The organism is Romboutsia hominis (genome assembly GCF_900002575.1).
GTDB classification, from domain to species: domain Bacteria; phylum Bacillota; class Clostridia; order Peptostreptococcales; family Peptostreptococcaceae; genus Romboutsia_C; species Romboutsia_C hominis.
In genome coordinates, this window is sequence record NZ_LN650648.1 from 324,782 (window position 1) to 339,665 (window position 14,884).

Sequence of the window (14,884 nt, forward strand, 5' to 3'; positions counted from 1 at the left end):
GAAAACACCCATATCAATATTTGATAGGGTGTTTTTACAATGTACCATAAAATGGTAGTTACAAAAAAGTGCCTAATTGTTAATGTCAATTAAATTTGTTATATTAAACATATAAATATAATGAAAGGATTTTAAGTATTAAATGTACTTAGAAATAGGCATAAGATTATGACTGATAAATTAACTTACAAAATACAAAATTTACTTCTTACAAATGAATATACAGATATAAAAGTAAGCAGCAAAGTAAATGGTGAAGAAATGAATATAAAAGAGGCTAATATAAAATTTAGATATGAGCCTAAAGAAGATAAAGGATATCTAAGTTTTGGAGAATGTAAAAATACTACTGTATGTGAAGTAGAAGACAGTGCTATAGATGAGATAGTAGTATATGATGATTCTTTACGTATAGAAACAAAAGAAAAGACATATTACTGTTATAAAGATAGCGATAAGATGTATTTTTAATAATATAACGTTTAGTTAGGTAATGAGCGAAATTTAATCTAAAAGTATTAAAGGTAAAAGAAGATGCTACCATAGTCTTATGATAATATCTTCTTTTATTTTTATTCGGAATCAAAAAACTCTAAAATCTCACTCTAAAAATAATAACTATGGACAAGTTAAATTATATTTTTAGCAAAAGGAATTTTATATAATTGTGATATTGTTTTAAGTTTAAATAATTTACAAATAAAATATTATATTATATAATATAATAAAATAATCAAGCTAATAATTAAAATGTGCTTATAAATTAAGATTATATGCTGGATAAGAAGTGAGCTTTAAGCTTGCAACTTATCCAGCTTTTTATATCATAAATAAGTTATTAACATAAGGAGGAAAGAGAATATGAGTGTTTTTGTGAAAGAAAAATCTTTTTATAAAGATGTACTAAAAATTAGCATACCGATAGCTATGCAGGGACTTATAAATGTTGGTGTAAGTATGACAGATACTATGATGTTAGGCTCTTTTGGGGAGATAACACTATCAGCAGCATCCTTAGCGAATCAATTTTGTTTTATATTTTTAATTATTAACTTTGGACTAGGTGGAGGAGCAGGTGTATTATCTGGTCAATTTTGGGGCAAGAAGGATATAAATTCCATTAACAAAGTATTATCAATATTGATAAGAGCTAGTATAGCTTTTGCTATAATTTTCTTAAGTTTATCACAGTTTATGCCAGATAAAATAATGTCTATATATACTAGTGAATTACCTGTGGCAGATCAAGGAGTAATGTACCTTAAGATAATATCATTATCATTTATATTCCAAGGAATATCTACTACAGTAAATATTTTGTTTAGAACAGTAGGGTCAGTTAAAGTTGCTTTATTTGCATCTTTAACATCTTTTGGATTTAATATTTTTCTAAATTGGGTTTTAATATTTGGTAAATTAGGCGCACCAGAACTTGGAATACAAGGAGCAGCAATAGCTACTCTTATAGCTAGAATTATAGAATTTACAGTGGTAGTTACTTACTTATTTAAGATAGATAAAAAACTTAACTTCAAATTAAAGTATTTACTTACTTTAGATAAAGAGCTACTTAAAAGTTATATAAAAATAGGTGGACCTGTTTTAGTAAGTGATCTTATACTTGCTCTTGGTCTTAACATGGTATCTGTAATAATGGGTAGAATGGGTTCAGACATGGTGGCAGCTAACAGTATATCTGCTGTTGTCCTACAGTTTACTAATGTATTTTTAATGGGTGTATCTAATGCAAGTGGAGTTATTACAGGCAATACTATAGGTAAAGGAGATTATGAATCAGCATATAAAAGAGCTGTTACGTTCTTGGCTATGGCTATTATATTAGGGGGATGTTCAGGAGTAGTTATATTTAGCCTTAAATATATTGTAATAGATTTTTATAATATATCAGATTATACTAAATCTATTGCCTATCAATTAATGAACTCAACGTCAGTTTTAGTAGTATTTATGTCTGTAGCAACACTTCTTACAAAAGGGGTACTTAGAGCTGGTGGAGATACTAAGTTTTTAATGATTGCGGATGTATTATTTTTATGGATTATATCTATTCCACTAGGATATGTAGCTGGGATTGTTTTAGAATTACCTCCAGGAATAGTTCTTATTGTATTAAAATCAGATGAGATTTTAAAGGGAATTTGGTGTGTGTTTAGATTATTTAGCAAAAAGTGGATTAGAGATATTGATTATAAAGAAAAAGATAATAAAAATCTAGAGGCTTGTGTTAACAATTAATATATAAAAAGATACTACAATAAATTATGTAGTATCTTTTTTGTATAAAGGATTATAGGAGATTTAGTCGAATATATTATCTACTAACACTAAGTCAAAGGGGATGACAAGTAAAATAATGAATAGAGTTGATGAAAGAGATACAATGTTTGCTAGATCAAACTATGAAAAGGGTAGTGAGGCTTATGTAGATTACTACTCGAGAAATCCTGAAAAAAAGGATATAGATGATAGCATAAGAACTAGACCTTATCTATGCAGTGAGGAAAGTATGACGTATAATCCAACAAATTCACCAATGGCTTTGTCTGCATTTGAATTTTTATCAGACATAAAGCACTTATGTGAAAACAAACCTAAACCAGAAAAGGTAAAAGTAAATAAAAAAATAATAACTAAGAAAATAAAGGGGTTTGCAAAACAGTATGGAGCTAAATTAGTAGGGATAACAGAATTAAAAGACTATCATTATTATACTCATAGAGGAAGACATGAAGAAAATTATGGTGAAGAAATAACTAATCATCACAAATATGGAATAGTATTTGCAGTAGAGATGGATAAAGATATGATAAATAGAGGACCTATGATAGCAGAAGTTATAGAAACTAGTAAGTGCTATGTAGATGCATCTATAGTTGGGATGGTACTTAGTTATTACATAAGAAACCTAGGCTATGAAGCTAGAAATCATATGGACTCGAATTATTTATTGATGCCAGTTAGGGTGGCAAAAGATGCTGGACTTGGACAGATAGGAAGAAATACTATTTTAACTACTAAAGATTATGGCTCAAGAATAAGACTTGGAGTGGTAACTACAGATTTAGAATTAGATGTAGATGAGCAAATAGATTTTGGGCTAGATGACTTCTGTAAATTGTGCAACAAGTGTGCACATTTTTGTCCTTCGCAATCTTTATCCAATAAGCCAGATAAAGATTCTTGGGTAATAGAGCAAGAATCTTGTTACATAAAATGGTTGTATATGGGGACAGATTGTGGGATGTGTATATCAGTATGTCCATTTGCACAAGAGTTAGAAACTATAAAAGAAGTAAATACTTTTAAAGATAATCAAGAACTTATAAAAAAGGCTCTTGATGAATATAAAGAAAAGTTTGGTAAAAGACCTTTCGTTCCAGGAAATCCTGATTGGTTAAGGTAAACATATTGAATTAAAATAAGCTGTAGGTAAAGTTGTATTAAACAAACTTATCTACAGCTTTTATAAATTTATTTAATCATCAAAATCCTTATACAAAGAGTACTCATTACAATCTATAAAATAAATTTTTTCTATATCTTTTATATAAAGTTTATTTATGTCATCTGTATAAGAAAAGCTAACTCCAATACCACAGTTAGAGCTTAAATTTCTGGGAACTGGAGAAGACTCATTTTCCATACCACTTTTAGTTAAAAATCTAGAAAATTTAATAGCGCAAGAATGAGTAAACTTTTTATATTTTGACAAGCAGCATTATTATCTACCAAAACTTCTACACCTTAAGGATTTTCTTCTAAACCCTTCTTAGCCATGAGTACAGGTTGAAGACAAGAATATCCTCTAGCATCTATTTTTTTAGCCAATACTAACATCTACTTTTAATTTATTTTTTATATCTTTATCAGCCTTGCAACTGTAATATGAAATGATACCAAGTATAAAAAAGCATACAATCACAGCTATTTGACTATTAGATGTAGGTCCTTTTGAAGAAGATGCTAATTGGAAGTTGTGACAAAAAGCTGCTCCAACAAGCATACCAAATATAGTTATTACAGAGTCAATATTTCCCTCGCCAGATAAAATTAATTGTCTCATAGGACAACCACCTAATAATACAGAACCCCATTCTGCTAATACCATACCTAAAAAATTCCATAAACCATCTGTATGGGCTACTGGCTGATCAGTAAATCCAGGAGTGAAGAATCCAAAAGTTAAATTCCCTATAAAAGCAGCTACTAGCATAGCTAAAAATCCTAATAAAAAATAATAATCTTTAAACAATATTAAATCTCTAAATCCACTAACCATACACAATCTAGTTTTTTGACATATAACTCCAACAGCTAGCCCTATTGTTAAAGCTATAAAAGCTGGAGCATGCTGAGAACCAGGACCTTCTTTTGAGAATAATAATAAAGCAGAAGATGATATTAGCATAATGAATAATACAATATTTATAGCTGGGAATAAAAATCCTTCTAATTTAGTTTGTTTGTAACTTCTTTTGAGAGAGAATCCTTTTCGCAAGCAAACTATACCAATAAGTATACCTACTACAAAACCACCTATACCAAATAAAGCATTTAAATCTCCACCTGCAAGTCTAAGCACCATTCTAGTAGGACAACCTAAGAACATTAATGCTCCTATTATTACTATAAATCCTAGATAAAATCTTATAAATGGAGAAGAGCCACCACGAGACTTAAATTCACGACTACCAAGTGCTAAAATAAAAGAACACAACACCATTCCTATAATTTCAGGTCTTATATATTGAACTATTTCAGTTCTGTGAAGACCTAATGAATCTGCAATATCCCTAATAAAGCAAGCTACACATATTCCCATATTCTTTGGATTTCCATAAAGTACGGATAAAACAGATATAATTCTAATTATAGCTCCACCGATAATGATGTTTCTTTTTTCCTTCATTAAAAATACCCCCATATGAAATTGTTAGATACAAAATACTTTTCCACGCAAAGTATAACATAGCCATTTTGTAGATAATTAGGTAAAAATGTAGTATAGAAAAATTCTAAAATACTCATGTAAAGATAGATAAAAACAGTATAGCAGTAATAAAAATGAATGATATATTAAACTTAAGATATATTTAATTAGGGGGAAAAATGGATAAGATACATTGTGATAATGGAGCAACATCATATCCAAAGACAACATTAAAGGGTGGAACTATGCTAGATTATATAAATAATGTAGGTTGTAATGTAAATAGAGGTGCATATTCATCATCCTATGAAGCGGAAAATGTTCTATATGAAACTAGAGAATTAATATGTGAATTATTCAATTTTGATAAACCTAAAAATGTTGTTTTCACACCTAATATTACAACTAGCTTAAATATAGTAATTAAAGGCTTACTAAAAAAGGTGACAATGTAATAGTTTCTTCTATGGAGCACAATGCAGTTATGAGACCGTTGAATTCTTTAAATGACATAACGATTACAAAAGTTAATTGTAACTTTTTAGGCGAAATCAAACTAAAAGATTTGTAGGTGGAATAAAAGGAATAGATAAAAGTTTGTTAGTTGGAAAGCTTGATACTAAAAATAGAACCTCGGTAGTTTCTCTTGATTTTAAAGAACTTGATAATGGGATAGTATGTCATATGTTAGATAAAAATTACGGTATATCAACTAGAAGCGGTCTTTATTGTGCACCTTCTGCTCATAAAACACTAGGAACTTTTCCTAATGGTACTGTTAGATTTAGTTTTGTGTACTTTAACACAGAAAAAGAAATAGATTATATTATTGATTGTGTGAAAAATATATGGATAAATAAATAATTCATGTTTTATAATATACTTTAAGAAAATGGATAATCATTTTAAAATCAATTTACATTTAAAGATCTGAATAAGGGGAAGATATGAAAATAAAGGACATAAACTGGAAGGATATATCATACCTAAAAGAGGGGAATAATACTCAAAGAAAAAGTTATGAAATACTTAAAAGAATAAATATATTTGAAGTACTCAAGGATTACAACCCAATACTGATAGGAACTATTCCAATACAAATAAACATAGAAAGTAGTGATCTAGATATTGTATGTGAAGTAGAAAACTTCGTTACTTTTAAAGAAGTATTAGTCAATGAATTTGAAATAAGAAAAGGATTTAAAGTAATATAAAATAGTATAGAAAATATAATAGTATGTAACTTTTATGTGGATGATATAGAAATAGAGATATATGCGAGCAAAAATCATTCAGAGAAAACCAACGGATATAGACATATGGTGATAGAAGCTAGATTGATAGAGATTTTAGGAAAAGATTTTAAAAATGAAATAATAGCTTTAAAAAAGAGGGGATTAAAAACAGAGCCAGCTTTTGCTAAACAACTAGGATTAAAAGGTAATCCATATGAAAGTTTACTAGAATTAGAAGAATACTATGATGATGATTTAAAAAATTTAAAATAATATTAATATAGAAAAATATAAAGAAGTTATTATGCTTATTTTTAGTATAGTAACTTCTTTATTATATAAATATTATATAAAGTATTGTATATTAGATTATGAAATAACATATGCAAATTAACAAATGAGGTGTTTATATGAAAAATATTTTTTATTATGAAACAAAGCTGGGAAAGATAGGAATTGCTGAAGATGGAAAAGGAATAACAGATCTTTATCTAGCGGAGAAACTATCATCAGAAGATATGCATATTGAAGAAACACCATTAATTAAAGAAACAGCAAAGCAACTTCAGGAATACTTATTAGGACAAAGAATAGAATTTGATGTACCACTTTCTCTTAACGGTACAGAATTTCAAAAGCTAGTATGGAATGAACTTAAAGATGTACCATATGGCAAAACATATAGTTATAAAGAATTAGCTCAAAAAATAGGTAAGCCAACAGCAGCTAGAGCAGTGGGAATGGCAAATAATAAAAATCCTATATTAATAATAATTCCATGCCATAGAATTATAGGTGCTGATGGAAGTTTAGTTGGTTATGCTGCGGGTTTAGAGATAAAAAAACAATTATTAGATATGGAAAATAATAATTAAATAAAAGTATATTAACATTATATGGAGAAGGGATATATGAACGAAAAAATTAGAGAAGAACTTTTGAAATTATCAGAAGAAAAGTATAGAGAATTTTCTTCAAGGCTAATACCAGGAGTTGAGAATATACTAGGTGTTAGACTTTTGTGTTTAAGAAAAATAGCGAAGAGAATAGCTAAAAAAGACTGGAGAGAATATCTAAAAAATGCTAATGATACATATTTTGAAGAGGTTATGTTACAGGGAATGGTAATAGGATATGTTAAGGATAGTAATATAGAAGAAATATTAGTATATATAAAAAACTTTATTCCTAAAATAAATAACTGGTCTGTATGTGATAGTTTTTGTAGTGGGCTTAAAATAACCAATAAAAATAAAGAAATAGTATGGGAATTTCTAAAAAAATATAACACTAGAATATTTAAATAATAATAATCTTGATGATTTTACTTACAATAAATCTCTCCAGAAAATATGTGAATCTTTAAAGATTGACAAAGAAAGGAAAGTCTTAATAAAATCAATGAAGAGATAGTAAAAATGGGCTAATTTACCTTAACATAGCCCATTTCTATTTTTTTACATACAAGGATTTTATATTAAGAACAAAACTGTTGATAAATTATGGATATAAGATATATCAACAAGTTTGAAAATGTAGAAAAATATATTTTGAGCAACGGACGTAGTCGTTGGCGACATGAGCGAAGCGAATTTTTTATTTAGATTACTTCCAAGATATTTGTGCTTCTTTTCTTGGAGTTGTTCTTTGATATTTTACATCTGGATATCCGATAACCATGCAAGTTACAATTTTTTGATTTTCGTTCAGTCCTAAGAAGTCCATAATTTTTTTATTTCCTTCAGCAGATCTTGTAAAGAATCCACTAAAGAAAGTTCCAAGGCCTAGAGCATTAGTCATAAGTTCCATATTAGAGGAAGCTAAACTAGCATCTACAGGATTATCAGAAACTACAAGTATTACAGCAGGAGCATTGAAGAATAGACTATCCCTACCAGTAGGATTTGCTTTAAATTCTTCATACATTTTTACCCACATCTGGGCATATAGCTTTAAATTCATTGTTTCAGGTGTTAAGTTAGCAAGCATATATTTACCCATATCACTTAATCTTTCTAAAGACATTTCTTTTAAAGTTTCTATGCCATCTTTAACTACAATATAAGATACATCTTGTGCATTTCTTGCTGTTTGAGTAAATCTCCCTGCTTCTATGATTTTAGAAAGTTTTTCTATTTCTACATCCTGATTTTTAAAGTGTCTTACACTTCTTCTAAACTTGATAAAGTTTAGTAAATTATCTGCATCAATAGAGAAATCCTCTTTATTATAATCTTTAACTTCATTCATGTTATAATCATCAGTTGATACTGCATTTTTAGGGCATATTGCAATACAGTGACCACATTTAAAACAGGCTACATTTTTAATATGAGCCTTTTTATCTATAAGTTCAATATCTTTAACCATGCAATCTTTAACACATAGAGAACATCCTATACAAAGATCCTTATCTACTTTCATCATAAAAAACACTCCCTTTAATTTATATAATATCTTTCAATTTTAATTTATATGTCTTAATTATTTTGGTATACTAATAAGTAAAATTCATAAGAAAATACAAATATATTTATTAAGGATAATAGTGATTATAGCACTGTTATAACCACTATGTCTAATTTAAAATATTCATAAACATATAACTTTTAGTTATAGATTTGATAAATTATAAAAAGGAGTAGAAAATGAACCTACAACAACTAGAGTATTTCAAAACAGTCGCTGAAACCGAAAATTTTACTAAAGCTTCAAAGTTATTATTAGTTACTCAACCAGCATTAAGTAAATCAATAGCAAAGTTGGAAGGAGAACTAAAAGTCCCTTTATTTGAAAAGAGTGGCAGAAATGTCAAACTAACTAGGTTTGGGAAATTATTTTTAGTTCATGCAGAGAGAGCATTGGTAGAGATTGAAAAAGGGATAAAGGAATTAGATGAAATGGTTAGTGATACTACAGGGACAGTTTCTATTTCCTCTACATCTAGAGTAGGAGCTTATTTTATGAATTTTATAATAAGCGATTTCTTAAATGATAACCCTAATGTAAAGTTTCAATTTAACCAACAGTCTGTAACTGAAATAATAGAAGATTTAAAAAAAGGAAAAATTGATATTGGTTTCTATGATAATCATACAGAACCTATTTGGGATATTAATATAGAATCTATACCAATAAAAAAGCAAGAGTATATATTAATAGTACCAAAGAATCATAAATTAGCCGGTAGAGGAGAGGTATCTTTAAAGGAATTAGAAAATGAATCTTTTATAGCATTTTGTGAAGGTAGTAAAGATAGGATTCTTTCTTGTACTGATGCTTTAGGGTATACCCCTAAAATATCAATTCAGCCAAAAGGAGCTAATATAGGAAGTGTAATAGAAGGATTAGTATCTGCTGGAGCAGGGATTTCAGTAGTTCCTGATTCACCAACTATCAATACAAATACACTATCTAAAATAAATATTAAAGAAACTATTAAGGAAAGAATAATATATATGAGTTATTTAAAAAATTCATATATACCTCCAATAGCAAAGTTATTTAGAGATTATATATTAGAATATGTTGATAGAAATTATATAACTTCATCATAAAAAATGTAACTCCTAAGTTAAAGGAGTTACATTTTTTATGTTTATTAATTTAATTCAAGGATCTTTTTTTCTATATTATCTAAATTTTTATCTTCTCCATAAGTTAAATCAACCTTGTGAAGAGGGATAAGTTTAGTCTTGTGCTTAATTTTATAACCTATATATAAACTTAAAAATAGAGGTATACCTATATAAGAAGCTATTAAACCACTCCAGTCAATGCCATCTGGTTTAATACAAGAATAACCTTGACCTATTATTATAACTATACACATTATTAATGCTAGTATAGGTCCAAAAGGATACCATTTAGCAGTAAATTTTAAATCTTTTAAATTATTACCTTGATGAGTATATGCTTTTCTAAATCTATAATGGCATATTGCTATTCCAACCCATGCTATAAATCCAGCAAGGCCAGATGCAGCAACTAACCAAACATAAACAGTACTTTCGGCAAATACACCTGTTAAGAAACAAAAAGATGCAACTATAGTAGTTAATATTAAAGCATTTACAGGAACACCTCTTTTATTAGTCTTAGCAAATAGCTTTGGAGCAAGTCCATCCTTAGCCATAGAGTGAAGCATTCTGCTTGATGCATACATACCAGAATTTCCAGCAGATAATACAGATGTTAATATTACTGCATTCATAAGAGAAGCAGCTCCAGCTATACCTGCTTTCTCAAATACCATAGTAAATGGACTTTCAGAAACACCAGCCTGTGTAAAAGGTATTATAGCACCTAAAACTATTATCGTTCCTAAATAAAATATTAATATTCTCCAAAATATGGATTTTATAGCCCTAGGAATAGTTTTTTCTGGATTTTCACTTTCTCCAGCAGCAACTCCTATAAGTTCGGTTCCCTGAAATGAAAATCCTGCAACTAGAAAAATGGCAAAGATTGATTTTATTCCACCATGGAAAGGTCCATCTTTTATAAAATAATTATGAAATCCTATTTCATCAGAACCAATTATACCAACTATCATTAATACACCTATTATTAAAAATATAATTACAGTAACAACTTTAACACCAGCAAACCAATATTCAGACTCACCGTAGGCTTTTGATGATAGGAAGTTTAATCCGACAATTATTATTAAAAATAATAAACTCCAGTAAACTCCTGGTATGTTTGGGAACCAAAATTTCATAACTAAAGAACCTGCAACCATTTCGGCAGCTATTGTTATAGCCCAGTTGTACCAGTAATTCCATCCAAGTGCAAACCCAAGTGCTGGGTCAATAAATTTAGTAGCATAGGAACTAAAAGATCCAGAGATTGGCATAAAAGTAGCCATTTCACCTAAACTTGTTATTAAAAAATAAACCATAATGCCTACTAAACCATATGCAACTAATGCACCACCAGGTCCTGCTTGATAGATAGTATCTCCCATTGCAAGAAATATACCTGTTCCAATAGAACCACCTAGTGCTATCATGTTTAGATGTCTTGCTTTTAATCCTCTTTTTAATTCTTGATTTTGTTCACTCATTTGATTATCCTCCTTATGGTGTAAATTTTCCATAAGTAAGTAACTAAGATAATAAAATTTATCTAACAATAAAAATGCGCTTAGTTTATGTCGCTAACGACTTCGACGGTTACTCAGATATATTTTTATATTATTGAGTTATTGATATACCTTATATAAGTTATCAGTAATTTTAGGTTTACATAAGGTTTTTGTATACAAAAAAAGCCATGAGACTATACCCATGACAAAAATACGTAAATTATATACAAAAAATACAACGTACCGTACGTTTTCATTGAAAATAGCTCTCCACAAAAATGTGACAGTCTTATGCATATTTTACATAAGCCCAGTAAATAGTATCAAAGCCATTAACTATTTACTTCGGCGAAATTTCCTTTTGTATTATTTCATTGAGCTTACCTCCATAATACTACTCTTAAATTTCGCGCCTCTATCTCAGTTATCTACTTGTTGTTTTAAATTATAACCAAAACAAAAAATAAGTCAATAGAAAAGATTAGATTTTGTACAAAAACAATAAATAATAAGTTTACTAACAATAATTGCAAGTGTTAAAATAGAGTTAACATAGTTAGTAAAAATATAACAAGGAGCAAAAGCATTAAATAAAGAAAATTGAGGGGGAAAGCAAGTGACATTATTAAAAAAGAGCATAGCAAGCATAACAACACTATGTTTAATAACTATAAATCTAACTAGTTTGAGTTTTGCAAGTGAGGATATGCAAAAACAAGAATTAAAAAAAGCTATAGAAAAATCGGAACCATTTGTAGTAAGTGGTAATATAAAGGAAGAGAAAAAAGAAGGTATATCACCTCAACAAATCCTAATTAATTATTTAAGCAATGTAGAAAAAACTTCTACTTTCAAAGTCAAATCAAAAGAAGATGATAAAAATGATTCTCAGGTTATAGTAAGACTTCAACAGTATATAAATAATATACCTATCTATGGTTCAGATTTAGTAGGATGCGTAGATTATGACGGAAATATAAAATCAATTTCAGGATATATAGAGCCAACATCAAAGACATTAAAAGGATTTAACTATAATCCGACTTTAACTAAAGATGATGCACTTAAGATAGCAAAGGAAAAACTTGAACTAAAAAATGAATTAAATAAAAATGAAAAAGTAGAGTTATATTTATATAAAAGTAAAGAAGAATATAAACTTGCATACAAAGTAGATGTAAATATAATAGGAAAAACAATTTATAACAAAATTGTATTTATAGATGCTAACAGTGGAGATATAATAAATCAATACGAAAACACAAACAATATAATCAAATCAGAAAAAATTAAAGCAAAAGGTGTATTTGGAGATGAAAGAGAAATACAAGTAATACATAGACAAGGTGAAGCAGGCTTTAAAGACGGGTATTATTTTATAGATTTAAGTAGAGGATCAAAACCTATAAAAACTTTAGATATAAAAGGTCAATATTTTTATCAATATTATTATCAAAATAAAATTCCTTATGGCATGGATAATGATATAAAATATTTTAGCACAAAACTAGAAAAGAGCGATGGAAAGTTTGTAGATGCAAACTACCATGTAGGAAAAACTTACGATTTTTATTTAAATAAATACAATAGAGATGGGCTAGATGGAAAGGGAAGTAAGCCAGAATTACTTGTAAATGTAAATGAGCCAGGAAATGCATTTTCCAGTCTAGTAAATGGAGTTGATATACTAGTTTTTGGAAATGAAAACTCAACAACTTATGATTCTGCAGGATCATTAGATGTAATTGGACATGAATATACTCATTCAGTAGTAAGACATACTGCTAATTTAGATTATGTATCTCAATCAGGCGCTATAAACGAAGCATATGGAGATATTTTTGGTACTTTAGTAGAACATACTTATAAATCAAGCAAAAATTGGACTATAGGAGAAGATTTTTCAAAATATGGATACTTAAGAAGCATGAAAAACCCAGATATAGATAATGTAGATAATATGGAAATCTGTAGAAGGTCTCATGTACATAATGATAGCTGTGACAATGATTACGTACATGAAAATAGTGGTATAATAAATAAATTAGCTTACCTAATATCTGAAGGTGGAACACAATATGGTATTAATGTTAAAGGTATCGGAGAAGAAAAAATGGGTAAACTTTTCTATGATGCACTTACAGAAGGCTTATATTCTCAATCAGATTTTAATCATCTAGGAGAAGTATTATTATTAAAAGCTAAAACAGCAAGTGAAAAAGAAACAGTAGAAAATGCTCTAAAAGCTGTTGGGATAATGAAGGTAAGCTCAAATAATCCTAAAGTAGTTATAAGTAAAATGGTAGGAGAAACTAGATATGAAACATCTATAATGATAAGTCAAAAAGGTTGGGATACTTCTGATAATGTAGTATTAGTAAATTCAAGTTCTATAGCAGATGCTCTTTCAGCCACACCATTTGCAAAATCTATAAATGCGCCAATACTTCTAACACCAAATGACAGCTTATATTATAATATTGAACAAGAGATAAAGAGACTAAAAGCTAAAAATATATATATTATTGGAGGTACAAGTTCAGTATCGAATAATATAGTAAATGAGCTTGAATATGATGGATTTAAGGTAAATAGAATAAGTGGAATAGATAGATATGACACATCATTAGAAATAGCTAAAAGATTAGGTAACATATCAAATATAGCTGTTGTAAATGGAGTTAAAGGATTAGCAGATGCAGTTAGTATAGCACCTGTCGCAGCCAATAAGAATATGCCGATAATACTAACATCACAAAATGAAAATTTTGATAAAATTAATAAGTTTATTAAACAAAACAATATACAAACATCTTATGTTATAGGTGGACAAAGTACTATATCTAATGATATAACAACTAAATTACCTAACTATAAAAGAATAGGTGGAGATGATAGAAATGAAACCAATGCTTTAATTTTAGAGAACTTTTATAAAGAAAAAAATCTAGAAGACATACTTATAGCAAAAGATGGCATAAATAAACAAGATGATTTAATTGACGCCCTATCAGCAGGAGTATTAGCAGCTAAGAAAAACTCTCCAATTGTAATAGTTGGAAGTAATTTAAATTGGAAGCAAAAAGAAATTTTATCATCTAAAGAAACAAATGAAGTAACTCAAGTTGGTGGAAATGGAAATGAAAATTCATTTAGTCAAATAATTGATATATTAAACAAATAACTAAATTCTTTATAAAAAATACTAACAAGTAAAGTTAGTATTTTTTTGTTTAAAATCTAACTTATATGTTTTATATGTAAAAATATGGGAATAAAATTAATATATATGGATAGAAAGCTTAATTCAAGTAAAAAAGAAATTGAAGAATTTAAAGAATGTAGTTAGGAGATATTAAAATGAAGTTGGAAAAAGAAATAATATTAGAAGAAAGAGAAGCTAAAAAGATAGAAAGAAAATCTGAGAAATGTGATAAAAAGGAATTCGAAATTAACAGCGAAAGAAATTACAAAGAAGCACAAAAAGAAGCTAAAGCTCATCAAAAATCTATGAAAAAATTAGAAAAAGAAAAGTTTGAAGAAAAAAGGGAAGAAAGAAAAGTAAATAAATAAATTAAATAGGTATTTATAAAGGTATATAATTTAAGT

The 14,884-nt window shown here is 28.3% G+C and carries 14 protein-coding genes, 1 pseudogene and 1 riboswitch; of the genes and pseudogenes, 11 read left to right on the forward strand and 4 right to left on the reverse strand.

Annotated features, from left to right (window positions below; genetic code table 11):
• The first annotated feature begins 168 nt into the window (after positions 1-168).
• The 3 genes from FRIFI_RS01460 to FRIFI_RS01470 all read left to right on the forward strand — a co-directional run bounded on the left by FRIFI_RS01460 (position 169) and on the right by FRIFI_RS01470 (position 3,424).
• Positions 169-471, forward strand: a complete 303-nt coding sequence (locus tag FRIFI_RS01460; RefSeq protein ID WP_092922873.1) for a hypothetical protein — start codon at positions 169-171, stop codon at positions 469-471.
• A 390-nt stretch (positions 472-861) separates the two neighbouring features.
• Positions 862-2,256 carry an MATE family efflux transporter gene (locus FRIFI_RS01465; protein ID WP_092922876.1) on the forward strand — a complete coding sequence of 465 codons (1,395 nt, stop codon included), beginning with the start codon at positions 862-864 and terminating at the stop codon, positions 2,254-2,256.
• Between the two features lie 118 nt (positions 2,257-2,374).
• Positions 2,375-3,424: a 4Fe-4S dicluster domain-containing protein gene (locus FRIFI_RS01470; protein WP_166504808.1), complete on the forward strand. Its 1,050-nt coding sequence runs from the start codon at positions 2,375-2,377 to the stop codon at positions 3,422-3,424.
• A 72-nt stretch (positions 3,425-3,496) separates the two neighbouring features.
• Here the strand turns inward: FRIFI_RS01470 and FRIFI_RS01475 are convergent, their stop codons facing one another.
• On the reverse strand, positions 3,497-3,733 hold the full coding sequence (locus tag FRIFI_RS01475) for a putative Se/S carrier-like protein (RefSeq protein ID WP_166504809.1): 237 nt from the start codon (positions 3,731-3,733) through the stop codon (positions 3,497-3,499).
• Positions 3,734-3,841: 108 nt separating this feature from the next.
• Positions 3,842-4,930, reverse strand: a complete 1,089-nt coding sequence (yedE, locus tag FRIFI_RS01480; RefSeq protein WP_166504810.1) for a YedE family putative selenium transporter — start codon at positions 4,928-4,930, stop codon at positions 3,842-3,844.
• A 200-nt stretch (positions 4,931-5,130) separates the two neighbouring features.
• On the opposite strand from yedE, the gene FRIFI_RS15290 reads away from it, so the two are divergent.
• The 5 genes and pseudogenes from FRIFI_RS15290 to FRIFI_RS01505 all read left to right on the forward strand — a co-directional run bounded on the left by FRIFI_RS15290 (position 5,131) and on the right by FRIFI_RS01505 (position 7,493).
• Positions 5,131-5,406 (forward strand): aminotransferase class V-fold PLP-dependent enzyme, encoded by a 276-nt coding sequence (locus tag FRIFI_RS15290; protein WP_330405548.1) that lies wholly within the window; start codon positions 5,131-5,133, stop codon positions 5,404-5,406.
• A gap of 142 nt (positions 5,407-5,548) precedes the next feature.
• On the forward strand, positions 5,549-5,815 hold the full coding sequence (locus FRIFI_RS15295; protein WP_334293979.1) for an aminotransferase class V-fold PLP-dependent enzyme: 267 nt from the start codon (positions 5,549-5,551) through the stop codon (positions 5,813-5,815).
• Between the two features lie 83 nt (positions 5,816-5,898).
• Positions 5,899-6,459 (forward strand): annotated as a pseudogene (locus FRIFI_RS15090) (DUF4269 domain-containing protein).
• 137 nt (positions 6,460-6,596) lie between these two features.
• Positions 6,597-7,061, forward strand: coding sequence for a methylated-DNA--[protein]-cysteine S-methyltransferase (locus FRIFI_RS01500; RefSeq protein WP_166504813.1), 465 nt, complete (start codon positions 6,597-6,599; stop codon positions 7,059-7,061).
• Positions 7,062-7,097: 36 nt separating this feature from the next.
• Positions 7,098-7,493 (forward strand): DNA alkylation repair protein, encoded by a 396-nt coding sequence (locus FRIFI_RS01505; protein WP_330405549.1) that lies wholly within the window; start codon positions 7,098-7,100, stop codon positions 7,491-7,493.
• A gap of 298 nt (positions 7,494-7,791) precedes the next feature.
• Here the strand turns inward: FRIFI_RS01505 and FRIFI_RS01510 are convergent, their stop codons facing one another.
• The gene (locus FRIFI_RS01510) at positions 7,792-8,613 is read right to left on the reverse strand and encodes a nitroreductase family protein (RefSeq protein ID WP_166504814.1); all 822 of its coding nucleotides are present in this window, start codon (positions 8,611-8,613) and stop codon (positions 7,792-7,794) included.
• 221 nt (positions 8,614-8,834) lie between these two features.
• On the opposite strand from FRIFI_RS01510, the gene FRIFI_RS01515 reads away from it, so the two are divergent.
• Positions 8,835-9,743: a LysR family transcriptional regulator gene (locus tag FRIFI_RS01515; RefSeq protein ID WP_166504815.1), complete on the forward strand. Its 909-nt coding sequence runs from the start codon at positions 8,835-8,837 to the stop codon at positions 9,741-9,743.
• A gap of 44 nt (positions 9,744-9,787) precedes the next feature.
• Here FRIFI_RS01515 and FRIFI_RS01520 read toward each other — a convergent pair whose 3' ends face one another.
• Positions 9,788-11,254, reverse strand: coding sequence for an amino acid permease (locus tag FRIFI_RS01520; RefSeq protein ID WP_166504816.1), 1,467 nt, complete (start codon positions 11,252-11,254; stop codon positions 9,788-9,790).
• 276 nt (positions 11,255-11,530) lie between these two features.
• A riboswitch (Lysine riboswitch) is annotated at positions 11,531-11,701 on the reverse strand.
• A gap of 190 nt (positions 11,702-11,891) precedes the next feature.
• On the opposite strand from FRIFI_RS01520, the gene FRIFI_RS01525 reads away from it, so the two are divergent.
• The gene (locus tag FRIFI_RS01525) at positions 11,892-14,459 is read left to right on the forward strand and encodes a cell wall-binding repeat-containing protein (protein WP_166504817.1); all 2,568 of its coding nucleotides are present in this window, start codon (positions 11,892-11,894) and stop codon (positions 14,457-14,459) included.
• Positions 14,460-14,635: 176 nt separating this feature from the next.
• Positions 14,636-14,848 carry a hypothetical protein gene (locus FRIFI_RS01530; protein WP_092922906.1) on the forward strand — a complete coding sequence of 71 codons (213 nt, stop codon included), beginning with the start codon at positions 14,636-14,638 and terminating at the stop codon, positions 14,846-14,848.
• The last annotated feature ends 36 nt before the right edge of the window (positions 14,849-14,884 follow it).

What these genes read in the sequence shown, in the direction of transcription:
- FRIFI_RS01460 (WP_092922873.1), top strand. Translation starts at nt 169, where the DNA reads ATGACTGATAAATTAACTTACAAAATACAAAATTTACTTCTTACAAAT.
- FRIFI_RS01465 (WP_092922876.1), top strand. Translation starts at nt 862, where the DNA reads ATGAGTGTTTTTGTGAAAGAAAAATCTTTTTATAAAGATGTACTAAAA.
- FRIFI_RS01470 (WP_166504808.1), top strand. Translation starts at nt 2,375, where the DNA reads ATGAATAGAGTTGATGAAAGAGATACAATGTTTGCTAGATCAAACTAT.
- yedE (WP_166504810.1), bottom strand. Translation starts at nt 4,930, where the DNA reads ATGAAGGAAAAAAGAAACATCATTATCGGTGGAGCTATAATTAGAATT.
- FRIFI_RS15290 (WP_330405548.1), top strand. Translation starts at nt 5,131, where the DNA reads ATGGATAAGATACATTGTGATAATGGAGCAACATCATATCCAAAGACA.
- FRIFI_RS01500 (WP_166504813.1), top strand. Translation starts at nt 6,597, where the DNA reads ATGAAAAATATTTTTTATTATGAAACAAAGCTGGGAAAGATAGGAATT.
- FRIFI_RS01505 (WP_330405549.1), top strand. Translation starts at nt 7,098, where the DNA reads ATGAACGAAAAAATTAGAGAAGAACTTTTGAAATTATCAGAAGAAAAG.
- FRIFI_RS01510 (WP_166504814.1), bottom strand. Translation starts at nt 8,613, where the DNA reads ATGATGAAAGTAGATAAGGATCTTTGTATAGGATGTTCTCTATGTGTT.
- FRIFI_RS01515 (WP_166504815.1), top strand. Translation starts at nt 8,835, where the DNA reads ATGAACCTACAACAACTAGAGTATTTCAAAACAGTCGCTGAAACCGAA.
- FRIFI_RS01520 (WP_166504816.1), bottom strand. Translation starts at nt 11,254, where the DNA reads ATGAGTGAACAAAATCAAGAATTAAAAAGAGGATTAAAAGCAAGACAT.
- FRIFI_RS01530 (WP_092922906.1), top strand. Translation starts at nt 14,636, where the DNA reads ATGAAGTTGGAAAAAGAAATAATATTAGAAGAAAGAGAAGCTAAAAAG.